Annotated in this window: 8 protein-coding genes, 2 tRNA genes and 1 pseudogene; 4 read left to right on the top strand and 7 right to left on the bottom strand. The window is 71.7% G+C overall.

Features of this window, described 5'->3' with window-relative positions; translation table 11 throughout:
- Nucleotides 1-83: 83 nt before the first annotated feature.
- The 3 genes from ACZ63F_RS42280 to ACZ63F_RS42270 all read right to left on the bottom strand — a co-directional run bounded on the left by ACZ63F_RS42280 (nucleotide 84) and on the right by ACZ63F_RS42270 (nucleotide 2,790).
- Nucleotides 84-1,181, bottom strand: coding sequence for a PP2C family protein-serine/threonine phosphatase (locus ACZ63F_RS42280; protein ID WP_469719328.1), 1,098 nt, complete (start codon nucleotides 1,179-1,181; stop codon nucleotides 84-86).
- A 269-nt stretch (nucleotides 1,182-1,450) separates the two neighbouring features.
- Nucleotides 1,451-1,524: transfer RNA gene (locus tag ACZ63F_RS42275), tRNA-Met, on the bottom strand.
- A gap of 135 nt (nucleotides 1,525-1,659) precedes the next feature.
- Entirely contained in the window at nucleotides 1,660-2,790 is a 1,131-nt protein-coding gene (locus ACZ63F_RS42270) for a dihydrofolate reductase family protein (RefSeq protein ID WP_469719326.1), read from the bottom strand.
- A 121-nt stretch (nucleotides 2,791-2,911) separates the two neighbouring features.
- On the opposite strand from ACZ63F_RS42270, the gene ACZ63F_RS42265 reads away from it, so the two are divergent.
- From ACZ63F_RS42265 to ACZ63F_RS42255, 3 genes and pseudogenes are all read left to right on the top strand, one after another.
- Complete coding sequence (locus ACZ63F_RS42265; RefSeq protein ID WP_469719324.1) at nucleotides 2,912-3,439, top strand: MarR family winged helix-turn-helix transcriptional regulator; 528 nt, start codon at nucleotides 2,912-2,914, stop codon at nucleotides 3,437-3,439.
- 137 nt (nucleotides 3,440-3,576) lie between these two features.
- Nucleotides 3,577-4,218 (top strand): GTP cyclohydrolase II, encoded by a 642-nt coding sequence (locus tag ACZ63F_RS42260; protein WP_469719323.1) that lies wholly within the window; start codon nucleotides 3,577-3,579, stop codon nucleotides 4,216-4,218.
- Between the two features lie 156 nt (nucleotides 4,219-4,374).
- Nucleotides 4,375-4,674, top strand: a pseudogene (locus tag ACZ63F_RS42255) (O-methyltransferase); the annotation flags it as partial.
- Nucleotides 4,675-4,932: 258 nt separating this feature from the next.
- Here ACZ63F_RS42255 and ACZ63F_RS42250 read toward each other — a convergent pair.
- The gene (locus tag ACZ63F_RS42250) at nucleotides 4,933-7,773 is read right to left on the bottom strand and encodes a PKD domain-containing protein (protein WP_469719321.1); all 2,841 of its coding nucleotides are present in this window, start codon (nucleotides 7,771-7,773) and stop codon (nucleotides 4,933-4,935) included.
- 350 nt (nucleotides 7,774-8,123) lie between these two features.
- Between ACZ63F_RS42250 and ACZ63F_RS42245 the strand changes: the two genes are divergently transcribed.
- Complete coding sequence (locus ACZ63F_RS42245; protein WP_469719319.1) at nucleotides 8,124-8,690, top strand: hypothetical protein; 567 nt, start codon at nucleotides 8,124-8,126, stop codon at nucleotides 8,688-8,690.
- A gap of 123 nt (nucleotides 8,691-8,813) precedes the next feature.
- Here ACZ63F_RS42245 and ACZ63F_RS42240 read toward each other — a convergent pair.
- The 3 genes from ACZ63F_RS42240 to ACZ63F_RS42230 all read right to left on the bottom strand — a co-directional run bounded on the left by ACZ63F_RS42240 (nucleotide 8,814) and on the right by ACZ63F_RS42230 (nucleotide 13,699).
- Nucleotides 8,814-8,886 (bottom strand) — tRNA-Lys (locus ACZ63F_RS42240).
- A 109-nt stretch (nucleotides 8,887-8,995) separates the two neighbouring features.
- The gene (locus tag ACZ63F_RS42235; protein WP_469719317.1) at nucleotides 8,996-10,534 is read right to left on the bottom strand and encodes an amino acid permease; all 1,539 of its coding nucleotides are present in this window, start codon (nucleotides 10,532-10,534) and stop codon (nucleotides 8,996-8,998) included.
- Between the two features lie 48 nt (nucleotides 10,535-10,582).
- Entirely contained in the window at nucleotides 10,583-13,699 is a 3,117-nt protein-coding gene (locus tag ACZ63F_RS42230) for an FG-GAP repeat domain-containing protein (protein WP_469719315.1), read from the bottom strand.
- Nucleotides 13,700-13,960: the final 261 nt, after the last annotated feature.

Below are 13,960 nucleotides of genomic sequence, written 5' to 3'. Positions count from 1 at the left end.
CAGGAGTCACACAGGTTTTGATGGCGACTCAGTTGTTATGCGCAGGGCGCTTGCTCGGACACCGAACGTGACCGCCCCACCGTTCAGGGCCGTCGTACGGCGAGCAGCGCCATGTCGTCCGTCATGCCGCCGCCGGTGTGCCGGCGCACCTCGGCCGCGAGCCGGGCCACCAGGGCGCCGGGGGCGGTGGCGGTACGGCCGGTCAGCCGCCGCTGCGGGTCGTAGAACCGGCCGTGCGCGTCCCGCGCCTCGGAGAGGCCGTCGGTGTGCAGCAGCAGCGTGGCGCCGCTCGGGAACACGTGCTCGGCCGCCCGGTCGGGCCACGCCCCCAGCTCGCCCATCCCGAGCGGCAGCGCGGCCTCCGGCACCCGCACCGGGCGCACCTCGCCGTCGTCGTGCAGCAGCAGGGGCGGCGGATGACCGCGGTTGACGAGCCGCAGCGTGCCGTCGCCGTGCGGGAGTTCGGCAAGGACGGCGGTGGTGAACCCCTCCTGGGCGTCGACGCCGCCGCGCCGGACGCCCTCGCGCGCCAGCGCCCGCTCCAGCCGGCCGGCCACCGCCTCCAGCGTGGCCTCCTGCTCGGCGGCCTCCCGGAAGGCGCCGATGACCACGGCGACGGCGGCGACCGCGCCCATCCCCTTGCCGCGGACGTCGCCGACGACCAGCCGCACGCCGTACGGGGTGTCCTGGACGGCGTACAGGTCGCCGCCGATGAAGGTCCCCTCCTGGGCCGCCTCGTAGCGGGCGGCGATCTCGAAGCCGCCGATCCGCTCGGCGGGCTCGGGCAGCACGGCCCGCTGGGCGGCCTCGGCGACCTCGCGGGCGGAGGCGAGGCGCTGGTCGCCGCGTCGGACGATCCGGTTGATGCCGACGGCGAGGACGGCGACGGTGGCCACCGTGAGGATCTCGGTGCCGGCGTCGGCGTACGGGAGAAGGGCGAACCGCGCGTGCACGGCGTAGGCGGCCAGGAGCGCGGCCAGGCCGGTGAGGAGGGTGGTGCGCAGCGAGGAGAGGGGCGCGGCGATCAGCGGGGCGGCCGTGAAGAAGGGGACCGCGGTGAAGGGCGGGGGGGTGAGGAGGTCGTAACAGACACCGGCGCAGATCAGCAGCGCGGGCAGGAAGCGGGCGAGGATGCGGGCGGACGCCGGACCGCCCTGCTCCGCCTCTGCACGGCCCACCACGCGCCCCCCTGCCGTCCCATGTCCTCGATGCGCTCGCCGTGTGCGAGGTGCTCGCCGCGTTCGATGCGCTCGCCGCGTTCGATGCGCTCGCCGTGTTCGATGCGTCCGGTGTCTTCGCTGCCTGTCCGTCCAGGTTTGCGGCTGTGAGCGGGTGGTGCGAACGGTGTGGGCCGGGCGGATGAGTCCGGAAGTGTGTGACGGGGAACACGTGCCCGGATATGACTCAGGGCCGGAATCCTCGAATCTCGGATTCCGGCCCTGGGTTTCAGTAGCGGGGACAGGATTTGAACCTGCGACCTCTGGGTTATGAGCCCAGCGAGCTACCGAGCTGCTCCACCCCGCGTCGGTGACACCAGCATACGCCATCCGAAGAGGCGGAGTCACACGGGTTAAGACTCACGCGCAGGAGCGGGTCCGTGCACGCCGAAGCGGCGGGCCCGGGATCAGGCCAGGACCGGAGGGGTCCGGCCCCGCTCGGTCAGCCGGCGAGATGCCCGTTCGGCGCCTTCGCCAGTCCCTCGTACTCCCCCAGCACCAGCACCTCCACCCCCGCCTCCCGCAGCGTCCCCGTCCCGTCGGCCGCCGCCACGAACGTGTCCGGCTCGCGCCATGCCGTCACCACCCGCCGTACCCCGGCCCTGAGGATCAGCTCGGCGCAGGGGTGCGGGCGGGAGGCGCGGTGGGTGCAGGGTTCGAGGCTGGTGTAGACGGTGGCCGCGGCCAGCCGGGGATCGTCCGCGGGGATCTTGGCCAGGGCCGCCTCCTCCGCGTGGACCACGGGGTCGCCGACCTCGCGGGAGTGGCCGCGGGCCAGTTCCGTGCCGTCCGCCGCGACGACCACCGCGCCCACGCTGAACGCGGTCCGCGAGGGCGGGCACTCGGCCGCCAGTTCACAGGCGAGCCGCAGCCAGTGCCGGTCCGCGGCGGACGCCGACCCGCCGGTGCCGGGGGCCGTGGGCTCGTAGCGCATGAGCACGACGTCCTCGATACGGCGGGTCTCCAGGAGCCGCAGCCGTCCGGCCTGGTACCCGCCGGGACCGAAGAGGCGCGGCGCCTTCGGGTCGCCGACGAAGAGGGGCGCGAGCACCAGCTGGAGCTCGTCGGCCAGGCCCTCCTTGAGAAGCTGGGTGTGCACGGTGCCGCCGCCCTCGACCATCAGCCGCCGTACGCCCCGTACGTCGTGCAGGTGCTCCAGGAGCAGCCGCCAGTCGAGGTCGGTGCCGAGGGAGACGGTGTCGGCGGCGATCCCGCGGGCGCGGGCCCGCCGCACGCCCTCGTCCGTCGTGTAGACGATCTTCTCGCCGCCGGTGTGCCAGAACTGCGCGTCCGGGTCGAGGTCGCCGGTCGCGGTGACCGTGACCTTGAGGGGGTACTCGGCCCGGCCGGCGGCGGTCCGGGCCGCGCGCCGCTCCGGGGAGTTGACCAGGAGCCGGGGGTTGTCCGCGCGGATGGTGCCGGCGCCGATCAGGATGGCGTCGGTCGAGGCCCGTACCTCGTCGACGCGGTCGAAGTCGGCGGGAGAGGAGAGCAGGAGCCGGTCGGGGCCGGTGTCGTCGAGGAAGCCGTCGAGGGAGACGGCGGCGGACAGCAGGACGTAGGGGTACGGCATCGGACGCGCTCATTCCTGGCGGCGGGCGGGCTGGCCGACGGGCCGGCCGGGATCGGCGATCGGCCTGCCCGCTCTGACATGGACGCTTGGTTAAACTTTGAAACAAACCTACACTGGTGACATGACGACTCGCTGGCTCACTCCGAAGGAGCAGCGCGCCTGGCGCGCCTACATGGCGGCGACGCACCTCCTGGAGGACGCGATCGACCGGCAGCTCCAGCAGGACGCCGGCATGCCCCATCTGTACTACGGCATCCTGGCCAACCTCTCCGAGGCACCGGAGCGCAAGCTGCGCATGACCGACCTCGCCGAGAAGTCGAAGATCACCCGCAGCCGGCTGACGTACGCCGTGACCCGGCTGGAGAAGGACGGGCTGATCCGGCGCGAGGACTGCCAGTGGGACAAGCGCAGCAGCTTCGCGATCCTGACGGACGAGGGCATGGCGGTGCTGGAGCGCACGGCGCCCGGCCACGTGGAGACGGTTCGGGCGGCGGTCTTCGACCATCTCTCCGCCGAGCAGGTGGAGCAGCTCGAGGAGATCAGCTCCGTGATCGCGCGGGCGCTGGAGGGTGACGAGTCGACTCCACGGCCGACGTCGGACGAGCTGCCGTGGCGGCGCCGGTCGTCGTCGCCCTGTTCCGGTTCCTGACCCCTGTCCGTGCGCTTGATTTCCCGAAACCGCACGGAAATCTGTTGCTTCAAATTTAAAGCATGAGGTAGGGTTCCAGCCGTGGATCTGCTTCAAATCTGAAGCAGGCGCCCCGCGACGTCCCACTGGAGAACCCGATGACCGACTTCCCCGCCGCCACCCAGCGCGCCCGCGTCCGGGTCCCGCTGCGCTTCAACGACGGCTACAGCGTCAACGCCGAACTCGTCACGTTCCATGGCCTGACCGACGGCCAGGAGCACGTCGCCGTCGTCCTGGGGGAGCCCGCCCCCGGAACCCTCCCGCTGGTGCGCCTGCACTCCGAGTGCCTGACCGGCGACGTCTTCGGCTCGGCCCGCTGCGACTGCGGACCCCAGCTGCGCGAGGCCGTCGAGCGCATCGCCGAGCGCGGCGGCGTCCTGCTCTACCTGCGCCAGGAGGGCCGCGGCATCGGCCTCTACAACAAGCTCGACGCCTACGCCCTCCAGGACCAGGGCCTCGACACCTACGAGGCGAACGCCGCCCTCGGCCTGCCCGAGGACGCCCGCGACTACACCGCCGCCGCCCAGATGCTGAGCGCCCTCGGCCTCACCGACCTGGACCTGCTCTCCAACAACCCTGACAAGGCGGAGCAGTTGCGCGGCCTCGGCGTCACCGTCCGGGACCGCGTCCCGACCGGCGTCTTCAGCACCGCCCACAACGTCCGCTACCTGCGCGCCAAGGTCCTGCACACCCAGCACACGCTGCCGCTGGCCGAGCTGACGGAGCTCAACGCGGGCTGAGCACCGCCGGACGCGGTGTGCTGCCAACGGCAGGCACACCGACAAGGGGAGCCTTCGTGGACGACCGGCCGGCACGTGTTCTCGACGACCTCCACCAGGAGGGCCGGGCGCACGACGTCCCGCCGGCCGACCGACCGACTGCTGAGGCTGCGCAGCATGACTCCGGACGCGGCCCGGCTGATCTCCACGCTGATCAGGGCCCGGCGTGCCAGGTCCGTCCTGGAGATCGGCACCTCCAACGGCTGCTCGGCGATCTGGTTCGCCGACACCCTCCGCGCCACCGGCGGCCGCCCGACGACCGTGGACACCGACGCCGCCCGGGTCACCGCGGCCCTGGCCAACCTGGAGCGGGCGGGAGTACGGGAGTACGCGGACGTCCGCCACGCCGACGGTACCGAGACCCTGGCCGGCACCCCGGACGCATCCCTCGACCTCGTCGTGCTCGACGCCGAGCGCCCTGCGTACGCCGGGCTACTGGCCGCACCTGCGACGCGTTCTCAGACCGTACGGCGTCCTCGCCGTCGACAACGCGGTCAGCCACCGCGACCAGGTGGCCCCCTTCCGCGAACTGCTCGCCTCGGCAGCCGAGTTCACCGGCAACCTGCACGAGGTGGGCGACGGGGAGCTGACAGGGGTGCGGGTGCGATGAGCACCACCGTCGCCGTCACTTCCTTCACCGCGGCCGCGCGGGAGCGCCGGCCGGTCACCGGCCGGTCAGCCGAAGTAACCCTCCAGGTCTGCAAGGACGTTGACCGAGCCTGCCGCGTTGTGGATGTGGACGGTGCCATCGGCCGCGACCGGGATCACGGCCAGGACCGGACGGGTCCCGCCCGCGGTGAGGCTGTCGTTGGACACGCCGGGCAGGCTGCCGTCGCCGTAGGCGGTCAGGTGGGTGGTGGCGGTCGGGGTGACCCCCGTGAGGTTGACCAGCACCGCGGAGGCCGTTGCCGGGACCCCGTGGACACCGGCGACCTTGACGGTGAGGGTGCCGTTCGCGCCCAGCACCCTGCGGGGTGCGCCCAGCCCGGTACGGGTGTCGAGGAAACGGGCGGGTGTGGTCGCCACGTACGGTCCGCCGACGCAGGCACTCGGGTCGCCGCCCGAGTTGGCCAGGTCGTCGGTGTACACGCCCTGGAGGTCGGCGATCAGCTGGACGTGCCCTGCGCTGTTGTAGATGTGGAACAGGCCGGAGTACGCGCAGGGGACGGCCAGGTTGGAGACGGTCTGCCCGGCCCGGTAGTCGAGGGTGGACGTGGTCGGCGGGTTGGGTCCGTCACAGGCGACGGTGATGTAACCGCTGCCGGTGGCCCCGGTCACCGTCACGTTGAGGACGGCGGCGACGGTAGCCCCGCCCCGCGTGTACGTCGGCAGGGTGACGGTCGTGGTGCTGCGGGGGCCGACCGCGCCCTTGCGCGCACCGGTGCCGGAGCGGGTGTCCAGTACCCGGGTGGGAGCCACCACGGCCAGGGCGGACATGTCCTGCGTGTCCTTGACTGCCCTGGTGGTGTAGTAGCCCTCCAGGTCGGCGACGAGGTTCACCCTGCCGTGCGCGTTGTAGAGATCCACGTAGCCGTCGGTGCCCACCTTGACGGTGACCAGGTTCGGGTTGACCTGGCCGGCCTGGAAGTTGAGGTTCGAGGCGGTCGGGCGGGCGGTGCCGTCCGGGTAGACCGTCACATAGCCGGCGGCGGTGGCACCCGTGTCGGTCACGTTCAGCGTCACCGCCGTGACCCCGGAGGACGGGACGCCGCCCACGCCGAGGACCTTGAGCCGGACCACACCGCCGGCGCCCACGGTCCGCTTGGGCGCGCCCGTGCCGTTCCGGGTGTCCAGCAAGCGCCTGGGACCTTGGCTGACGAAGGCGGCGCCGACCGTGGCGGCGGCGGTCTCGGTGACGGTCCGGCCGCCGGCGTCGGTGATCTTCTGCGTGACGGTGTAGGTGCCGGGAGCCGGGAAGGTGTGCTTCAGCGTGCCGCTCAGAGCGGCGGCGGAGACGGCCTTGGACCCGTCGCCGAAGGTGATCGTGTCACCCGTGATCGCGTACGGGTCGTAGTCGACGTCGTACTGGCAGGTGGCCGCATCCGGCACCGAGGGGGTGGTCCCGCAGCCGACCGTGGCGGTGAGGTCCGGTACCGGTCCGACCTGGTGCCAGACGTCGGCGCCGCCCATCCGGGTGCCGTCCGCCCTGTCCACCAGCACGACGACCTGGACCCCGCTGCCCGTGGTGGCCCGGGTGTAGGTGTGGGTGGCCGATCCGGTGGTGGTGGTGACGGTCGTGCCGTCCCCGAAGTCGAAGGTGTACGTCAGCCAGTCCAGCGGGTCCGACCACGGGTTGCTGATCCGCGCGGTGGCGGTCTCCGGAATGCCGACGTACCCGGAGCCCATGGCGACACCGCTCACGGTGAGCGGGTCCTGGAACTCCACCGTTCCGCGGTCGACGTGGCCGGCGCCCGCCCCGGTGTCCGGGACCAGGGGGTCGTCGACCCGGGCATGGCCGTTGATGTCCGTGGGCTGCTCGCCGGGCGCGTCGGAGTCGCCCGAGTCGACGAGCGGTGAGTGCTCGGCGGGCTGCCCGAACGCGGGGATCGTCAGGTCCGTCTGGTCCAGGTCGTGGGTGCCCTGCCCGGTGTCCGCCCCGAACGCCTGCGCGGTGGTGTACGCGGTGCCGGCCCAGTCGTAGTCCGTGCCGGCCGGCAACGGGTTGACCGCGTTGTAGTCCGCGGTGACCTGCGGGGCCGAGGTGGCGTCCACCGTGATCTCGGCCGGGGTGCCGGTACCGGAGCACCACGTCGTACCGCCGCTCTGGGCGACGACGTTCTCCACCGAGCCCGAAGTGCCGTCGGTCAGGCTGATCGCGTCGCCGCAGATCGTGGTGAAGGTGTCGCCCGCGAGGTCGATGCCGGTGGTGCCCACGGCCGAGACACCCTGGTCGAGGAAGGAGTCGTCGGCGAGCGTGATGTTCCGTGCCCCGGCGGCACTGCTGAAGCCCCGCCCGGACACCTGGGAGACACGGACGCGGACGAGCGAGATGTCGGAGGAGGCTCCGTCGACCGCGACCACCGAGGTGGCGCCGGTGGAGGTGCTCTGCGCGTAGGTGTCGCGGTAGGTGATGTGCTGCGAGCCCGTGACGGCCAGGGCGGTGGTCCTGGCCCCGCCGACCCGGATCGCGGCCATGTCGACGTACTGGGCACCGTCGAACGTGACCGCCGGGACGCCGCTGCCCCCGACGGTGACGGACGAGCGGCTGCCGGCTGCGGCGAAGAACCTGACGGGTGCGTCCGCCGTGCCCTTGGACCGGATGGTCACCGGTGCGTAGGTGCGGTTTCCCGTGATCCAGACGGTTTCGCCGGCGGTCGCGGCGTCCGCGGCCGGCTGGATCTGGCAAAAGGGCTGCGCCGCCGTGCCGGGACCGGTGTCGCTGCAGCCGGCGGCCCCGTCGTCGACGTACAGCGCCGAACCCGCGACCGGGTCCGCGTGCGCGGCGCCCGATCCGAGGCAGCCGACGAGCAGGGCCGCCAGGCCCGCGGACGCCAGCAGCGGATGTCTGCGTCCCATGAACGCGTGTTCTCCCCCCGGCCGCTGAAGGCACCGGCGTTCGGCGCGTGCGACCCCTGAAATCCAGTCATGTGTTCGCTGGAACTGTGGGGAGATTAAGCCAGGTCGGGGGGAGGCGAGCGCCGACGGGACGGCACCGGTTCACCGGCGCCCTCAAAATTTGCACCGGCTTTGATCAATGTAGGGGCCACGCAGACCGCCTCATCAACGGGCGTTGACCGTTCCACCACCCCCTGGCGACGCGCGGCCCCGTACCCACGTTCGGGTGAATCCGTCGGGCAACGGCAACCGCACAGCGTCCACATCTGTCACACAACGCACATCAACCAGCAAAACGACCAGGGGGACCCATGAACGACCAGCAGCCCTACGGCGCACCGCCGTTCCAGGCGGAGCCGCCGCGGCAGAGGCCCGGCGCGGGCAAGATCTTGGGGCTGGGCTGTCTCGGCCTGATCGGCCTGGTCGTGCTGATCGGCGCGGCGGTCGGCGGCTCCGGCCACGGCAAGGCCGCTGCGACGCCGTCGGCCGCGAAGGCCGGCGCCGCCGAAGGCGGGAGCAGCGCCGGGAAGGCCGAGGACGCCAAGCAGAACGGCACCCCGAAGGGCGGCACGCCCGCGCACACCGTCGTCTTCAAGGTGTGGGGCTCCGCCCCGGCCGGCGCCCTCGGCGGCCTCGACATCACCTACGGCTCCGACACCGACACCCGCAAGGGCACCTTCAGGAACGGCAGGTTCGAGGCGACGCTGCCGCTGAAGGACCGGGCCCTGTACGTCGACGTGATGGCACAGCTGCAGGGATCCGGTGACATCAACTGCTCGGTCACCGTCGACGGGAAAACGAAGAACGCGCACGCCTCGGGCGGCTACACCATCTGCAACGCCCAACTGACCAGCGACTTCACGGGCGGCTGGCGGTAACGGCAGGGCCGGCGACCAGCGGGCGGCACCGGGCCCCGAAAACGCCGCAGCGCCCGGGCCGGCCGAAGCCGATCCGAGCGCTGCACCGCGGAGGCAGCGGAGTTGTACCCGCCCCCGCATCCGTAGGCCGTGTGGGACTCGAACCCACAACCAATGGATTAAAAGTCCACTGCTCTGCCAATTGAGCTAACGGCCCAGGCGATGTTGCCTCCCCGAGCATAGCCGGACGGAGGCGTCTGGCCGATCGGGTATCGGGGTCGTGGCCGCGTCGCGTGGCAGAAGTGGGACGGACGGGGTCCGGTGGGTCAGAGATCGACCAGTTTGGCGGAGTCCTGGGAGCGTGCTCCGTCCGGGTTGAGGAACCAGTGGCGGGCCGAGGCCTGCCACCAGATCGCGGCGAAGCCGAGGACGGCCAGGACGGCGACCGGGGCGTAGTTGAAGGACTTCCAGGTGACCGGGGAGACCTGCGGGAGCATGAAGAGGACGGTGATGATCACGACCCAGGTCACCGAGACCACGCCGACGACCTGTGACCAGCGGCCCAGGTGCCAGGGGCCGCGCTCGAACGCGTCGCCCTTGCGCACCCGCAGCAGCGTCGGGATCACGTACGCGACGTACAGCCCGATCACCGCGATCGACGTCACGGCGGCGTAGGCCGTGTAGTTGATCAGGTAGGGGAGGCCGAGGGCGAGCGCGGAGAGGGCCGCCAGCCAGACCGCCGCCACGGGGGTGCGGGTGCGCGGGCTGACCGTGTGCCAGACGCGGGAGAAGGGGAGCGCGCCGTCGCGCGAGAAGGCGTAGATCATGCGGCTGTTGGCCGTCACCGAGGCCATACCGCAGAAGAGCTGGGCGCCGATGACGACGAGGAGCAGGAGTTTGCCGGAGGTCGCGCCGAGTGCGTCCAGAAGGATCTGGGCCGGGGGCGCGCCGGTCGGGGACGCCAGTTCCTTGTCGTAGGACTGGATCGCGAACGTGAAGCCGAGGAGGAGGACGAAGCCGGCTATCCAGGACGTCCAGATCGAGCGGACGATGCCCTTCGGGCCCGCTGTCGCCGCGTCGTGGGTCTCCTCGGTCATGTGCGCCGAGGCGTCGTAGCCCGTGAAGGTGTACTGGGCCATCAGGAGGCCGAGGAGCACGACGTACGGGCCGCTGCTCCAGCCCGTCTCGTTCACGAACTTCGTGAAGACGAAGGACGCCGACTGGTGGTGGTCCGGGACGAAGGTCAGCGCGCCGACGATGACGGCGACACCCAGCACGTGCCACCACACGCTGACGCTGTTGAGGAAGGCGACTATGCGGACGCCGAAGGTGTTGAGGAGGCCGTGCAGGACGAGGATCGCCGCGAAGAGGAGGATCGTCCGGCCCGGGGTGACCGTGAAGTCGAACTGCAGGTTCAGGTACGCGCCCAGGAAGGACGCGGCGCCGAAGTCGATGCCCGCCGTCACCGCCACCTGGCCGAGCACGTTGAACCAGCCCGTGAACCACGCCCAGGCGGCGGCGCTGCGGGGCGGCGCGAGGCGGTGGGCCCAGAAGTAGAGGCCTGCCGAGGTCGGGTACGCCGAGCAGATTTCGGCCATCGAGAGGCCGACGAAGAGGGTCATCAGGCCTACGGCCACCCAGCCCCAGGTGATCACGGCCGGTCCGCCGGTGATCATGCCGAAGAGGTAGAGGGTGAGACAGCCGGAGAGGACCGAGATGATCGTGAAGGAGACCGCGTAGTTCGAGAAGGCCGACATACGGCGGGCCAGGACCTGGGTGTAGCCGAGCTGGGCGAGCCGCTCCTCGTCGGAGAGCGCGCCGGGAGCCGGGCCGGAGAGCGACTTGGCTGTCGCGTCATCTGTCATGCCCCCAGCGATTCCCTCCCTGGGGGCGTGACATGCGTCACAAGTTGGCTAGAAAAGGCCCTTGTAGCCCTGCCAGCCCGTCGCGATCTTCACCCGGGACGCGAACGTCCCCTTGCCGCTGCCGCTGAGCCGGTACAGGTTCCCGGCCGTGTCGCGCGCGACCAGGTCGTTCCGCGCGTCCCCGGTGATGTCGCCGACGCCGACGACCGCGTTGTACGACGCTCCCCACCCGGTGGCGATCCGCACCCGGCTCCCGAAGGTGCCCTTGCCGGTGCCGTAGTACCGGTACAGGTTGTTCGCCCTGTCCTGCGCGACCAGGTCCCCGATGCCGTCGCCGTTCAGGTCCCCGGCGCCGACGACCTTCTTGTACGTCTTCCAGTTGCCGTACAGCTGCACGCGCGCGGAGAGCTTGCCCGTGCTGGTCGTCCTGTAGAGGTAGACCGCGCCGGTGGAGGCGTTGCGGGCGAGCAGGTCGGGGCGGCCGTCCTTGTTCAGGTCACCGGGCGAGGTGAGGACGTCGTACTGGTTCCAGCCGCTCGCCCCGATCGTCGTGTACGGCGTCGACGAGGTGAGCGCGGCGCCGCAGGCGGGCTTGTAGGCGCGCAGCGCGCCGGCCGGCGTGCGGACCAGCACGTCGTTGCAGCGGTCGTTGTTCAGGTCGCCGTACGGCACGGCGAGCGTCTTCGTCGACCAGCCCTTCCCGGAGACCGTCCCCGCGAAGCCGCCCTTGCCGGTGCCCTGCTGGAAGGTCAGCGTCGACCCCGAGGAGTTGAGGGTGAGCAGGTCACCGATGCCGTCGGCGCCGACGTGGTCGTGGCGTACCGGGCTGCCGGTCTCGATCCGCACCGAACCGGTCACCTGGAGGTTCGCCCCTGTCCCGTCGGCGGGCGGGACGGACAGCGTCCACGCGTACGCCCCGTTCGGCAGCGGCACGTCCCCGGGGGCCGTCCGGTCCATGCCGAACCAGCCGACCTTCAGCTCACCGCGCACCTCGGCGCCGCTGTTCTCGCTGTCCACGACCTTCCCGGTCGCCTTCGAACGCACGGTCAGCTGCCATCCCGCGGCCGGCTTCGACAGCAGCAGGGTGGTCAGGGTGTCCGCGGTCGTGTCGACCGGCGTGGGGTCGACCCAGGCCGCGTTCTGCGCCGGGGAGAGCAGTCGCAGGGGCTGCTGCGATACCCCGGACGGTACGAGGTGGATCTGGTCCTTGTCGTCGACGTAGGCCGCGTTCGCCCCGGACTCGTCGACCGTCCAGCGCACGTCCCGCTGCGAGACACCCGTGTCGGGCAGTTCGCCGATGACCCGGCTGACGGGGCTCCCGCCGGCGACGGCGGTCAGCACCAGCTGTCCGGCCTCCTTGTCGTGCGTGACGACGTACCCGTCCCCGAGTTTCGCCTCGTCGGCGGGCACGGGCACCGACTTCTTCGCCGTACGGTCGTACACCCCGGCCGCCGTGCCACCGCAGTTCCAGTACAGGTAGCGGCCGTCGGCCTGGAGTTCGGTGGGTGCGCAGCCGCCGTTGTCGAGGGTGAGCGTCTCGACGGTCTTCTTCGCCGCCAGGTCGTAGGCACTGACCTGCCCGGGGACCGTGGCGCTCGCGGTCCAGAGCAGCTCGCCGGAGAGGGCGGCGGCACCGGGGGTGCGGGTGACCTTGGGTCCCGCGCTGTCACCGATCTCGTAGACGTACTGCTGGGTGTCGGTGGTGTAGAGGACGTACCCGCCGGAGACGTCGGTGATCCGGCCGGCGACTGGGACGTCATCTTCCCAGAAGGAGTACCGGCCGGGGCCGTTCACCCGGAGCCGGTCATAGCCGCCGGCGTTGCGCTCCAGCCACACGGTCTGGCCCGAGGCCGTACCGAACAGCTGCGAACAGCCGACGTCCGTCGCCGGGCAGGTGCCCACCAGCACGTCCGTACCGTCGTAGTTCGAGCGCGCGCCGTACGTCGGCGTGCCGGTCGCGGCGACGGTACGGCCGTAGGTGTCGCGTCCCCCGGAGTAGCTCTCGTCCGCCTCCACCAGCCGCCCCTGGTCCAGCGACAGCCCCTGGATCGGGTACGGCGGCTTCGGCAGCGACTTGGCCATGGTGACGGCCGGCCTGCCGTCGGCGCCGGCGGTGATGTGCTGGATGCCCCAGTCGTCGGCGCCGGTGCGGCCGACCGCGACCGCGGTGCCGTCCTGGGCGACCGAGAGCCCGCTGTTCGAGGCCGCGAGCAGGGTGACCGGGGCGCCGCCCGCGATCGGAACGGCCGTGACCGGCCCCCGGCTCCCCGGCTGGTGGACGAGCCAGTCGCCGACGATCGCGATGCCGGTGGGAGACACCCCCGTGCTCACCGGGTTGTCCAGGGTGACCGCGACCGGGGCGGCCGACAGGTCGGCGCGGGAGTACGCGTACGCCGTGGTGGCGTTGCCCCCGGCGTAGGCGACGACGTAGTCGGGCGAGAGCCTGACCGCGATGGTGGTGCCGGAGGGCAGGGCGGACGTCCAGCCCGTGACCTGGCCGGTCTTCGGGTCGACCTGGGCCAGGCGGGGGGAGCCGTCCAGCGTGGCCCGGAAGACGAAGCCGTCCGCGTCTCCGCGCACCGGACCGCCGATGACCATGCCGTCGGGCACCCCGCCCACGGTCACCTCGTTCGTCGTGCCGTCGGCGCCGGGTGTCAGCAGGCGCTTGATCCTGCCGGTGGTGCCGTCCGCGTAGGTGACGTTCTGGTTGGTGGCGACGGTGGTGCCGAAGACGCCGTAGACCGACTGGTCCGAAGGCACCTGGACGGTGCTCGTGGTGCCGTCGACAGCGTTCCAGAGGTCGGTACGGCCGTCGGCGTAGCGGTAGGCGAGGACATCGCTGCCGGTGCCGCTGTTGAAGTACGTGCTGCCGCTCGGCGCCGGCGGTGTGTCGAAGGACGCGCCGTCCGAGTACCGCGTCCAGACCGCTCGTGAGTGGCCCTCCAGCTGGTGGAAGACGCCCTGGGCCCCCGCGCCGTCGCCGCCGGAGGCGGAGTTGGTGTAGAGGACTGAGGCCGTGAGGTTCGAGCTGCGGTAGGTGGCCGGTACGACCGTCTCCTGCGCGGTGCCGACCGCGACCGCGGTGCCCACCGGACCGAAGGCGGTGACCAGCGCGGCGGACGCGGCGACGGCGACCGCCGCGGACACGAAGGCGTGACGCGCCAAGGTGGATCCTCCCCGTGGAAAGGAGGGACGCACGCCGCTCGGTTGCCCTGCCCCCGGCTGTCATGTCCCCCTCTGAAGTGTGCTGATCCTACGGCCACTTCGGCGGAACGCCGAGAGGGTTCTCCGATCCGTCGTCCGGGCCCCGGAAACGGGGGGGGGGGGGGGGGGGGGGGGGGGGGGGGGGGGGGGGGGGGGGGGGGGGGGGGGGGGGGGGGGGGGGTGTGTGTGTTGCCGGTGTTTTCGTTGCTTAGGGGGGAAAAG

The organism is Streptomyces sp. NPDC104761, assembly GCF_055583445.1.
Note: the sequence above shows the minus strand (reverse complement) of the source record. Positions and strands in the feature narration are given on the sequence as shown.